This window comes from Actinosynnema sp. (genome assembly GCF_052038725.1).
On record NZ_JBQGCX010001100.1, the window covers coordinates 1 to 2,152 of the forward strand.

The 2,152-nt window shown below is 73.9% G+C and carries 3 protein-coding genes; 1 reads left to right on the plus strand and 2 read right to left on the minus strand.

What is annotated here, in order from left to right; genetic code table 11:
* Positions 1 to 275 precede the first annotated feature (275 nt).
* Positions 276 to 614, plus strand: coding sequence for a YciI family protein (locus ACTUAL_RS23260; protein WP_218182008.1), 339 nt, complete (start codon positions 276 to 278; stop codon positions 612 to 614).
* Positions 615 to 627: 13 nt separating this feature from the next.
* Here ACTUAL_RS23260 and ACTUAL_RS23265 read toward each other — a convergent pair whose 3' ends face one another.
* Positions 628 to 1,764: an acyltransferase family protein gene (locus ACTUAL_RS23265; protein ID WP_440901726.1), complete on the minus strand. Its 1,137-nt coding sequence runs from the start codon at positions 1,762 to 1,764 to the stop codon at positions 628 to 630.
* Positions 1,765 to 1,789: 25 nt separating this feature from the next.
* The coding region (locus ACTUAL_RS23270; protein ID WP_440901727.1) for a hypothetical protein at positions 1,790 to 2,152 on the minus strand (363 nt) is incomplete at its 5' end.

Here is a 2,152-nt window from a genome sequence, read left to right on the forward strand (position 1 = left end):
GAGCTCCTCGGCGGCGGTCGAGAAGTTGCCGTTCAGGCCGAGCACGAGCATGGTCTCTGTCACCGGGCCAATCCGTGTGGGAGGGACGAGCGGAGACCGGGTCGCGGGACTCCACTTCGGACGGTAGGGCACGCGGGCGCCGTTGGCAGTTGCCGCTTCCACGGCTCGCGAACAAAGCGGTAATCCCTTGCGCCACAGGCGATTGACACCCCGGCGAGGCCCTGGTTTCACTGCTGTCCGCACGTCACCGGCGCGAGGAGGCCCCCGTGAAGTACATGCTGCTCATCCACACCAGCGACGAGCGGTGGCAGACCCTGACGCAGGCCGACAAGGAGGAGTTCCTGGCCGAGTACGCCGCGTTCACCGAGGAGATCGAGTCCACCGGCGAGCACTGCCACGGCTCCCCGCTGACCCACCGCAGGAACGCGCTGTCCGTGCGGGTGCGCGACGGCCGCGCCGCCGTGGAGCGCGGCCCGCTCACCGACGACGACCGCTACCTGGCCGGGTACTTCGTGGTGGACTGCGCCGACGAGGACCGCGCGCTGGAGATCGCCGCGCGCGTGCCCGACGCGAAGCTGAACGTGGTGGAGGTCAGGGCGCTCGCGGTGGTCTGACGCGCCCGCGGGCTCACCCCGCCGGGTCCGGGGCGGGCGACCGCCTCGGCCGGTGGGCGCGCCGCAGCAGCGGACGCTCCACCCACCGGTGCAGCAGCAGGCTGAGCCCCTGGGTGAGCGCGTACAGCGCCGCCACCAGCAGCAGCCCCTCCCCCAGCCCGAGCAGCCGGTCCCCCAGCACGTGCTTGGCGACCGCGAGCAGCGGCCAGTGCAGCAGGTACGTCGCGTAGCTCATGTCCCCCGCGACCCGCACCCACCGCCGGGACAGCACGGACCGCCGCCCCTCCAGGTCCCGCACGGCGATGACGGGGACGAGCAGCGCCAGCGGGACCGCCGCGATCGCGCTGCGCGCGTACACCTGCGGCAGCACCGGCAGCAGCGCCCACACCGCCGCCACCCCCAGCAGCGGCCACCACGACCGCACCGGCCGCCACCGCCCGGTGGCCACGATCCTGGCGAGCACCACGCCCATCAGGAACTCCGGCAACCGGGTCAGCGGGAAGAAGTTCACCAGCCACGCCTGCTCGAACGACAGCGGCGGCCACAGCGCCCACGGCGGCCCGTCCACCAGGACCCCGATCATGCCCGGCAGCGCGAGCACCACCGCGGCGAGCACGCCGAAGCACGCCCACAACCGGTGGTCGGGCACCCGCAGCAGCGGCCGGGACAGCAGCGGCAGCAGCAGGTCGAACACCACCTCGCAGGACACCGACCAGTTGATGCCGTTGACCGACAGCAGGTAGTCGGGCAGCGGCACGAGCGACTGGAGCAGCGACAGGTTGACCAGCGCGGGCCCCACCTCGGGCAGCGGCCCCAGCAGCGGCAGCGGGCCGAGCGCCGCCAGGAGCAGCAGCACCGCGGCCCACGTCAGCACGTGGGTGGGCAGGATGCGCACGACCCGGCGTCGGAAGTAGGGGCCCACGCCCTCGCGCCACGGCTCCGACCACACCAGCACGAACCCGCTGAGCACGAAGAACAACGACAGCGCCGCGGGCCCGTAGGGCAGGAGGAACCCGAGCGAGTTGACCGATTCGTCGGCGAAGAACCGGGCGGAGCCGAGCGCGTGGGCCACGAACACGAGCAGGGCCAGCGGCGCGCGGATGCCGGTGAGGGAGGGAAGCCGAGGGGGGAGGACGGGACCGGGGGTCATGTGCTGGGCTCCCTGTCTGTGGGGATCAGCGCGCGTGCTGCCGGGGTTGCGGGAGCACCGGCGAGGGCTCGGCCGGGCGGCACCCGCCCGACCTGAGCCCGTGGTGGACCAGCCGCAGCGCGTCGTGACCGGGCACGCGCTCCAACCAGTCGGCCGCTCGCCGGTGCTTCTCGGCGCGGGCGTGCTGGGGGATGGTCAGGTAGGCGACGTCGCGCACGAGCGGGCTGCGGAACGCGTAGGCGGTGGTGCGCTCGGCGTCCCGGTCCCGGCGCAGGACCTCGCGCCGCTCCAGGTGCTCCAGCGCGCGCGCCACGTCGGGCACGGCGCCGCCGCCGAGCGCGCGCACCCCCTCCTCGCACAGGTCCTCGCCGAGGACGGCCGCGTCGAG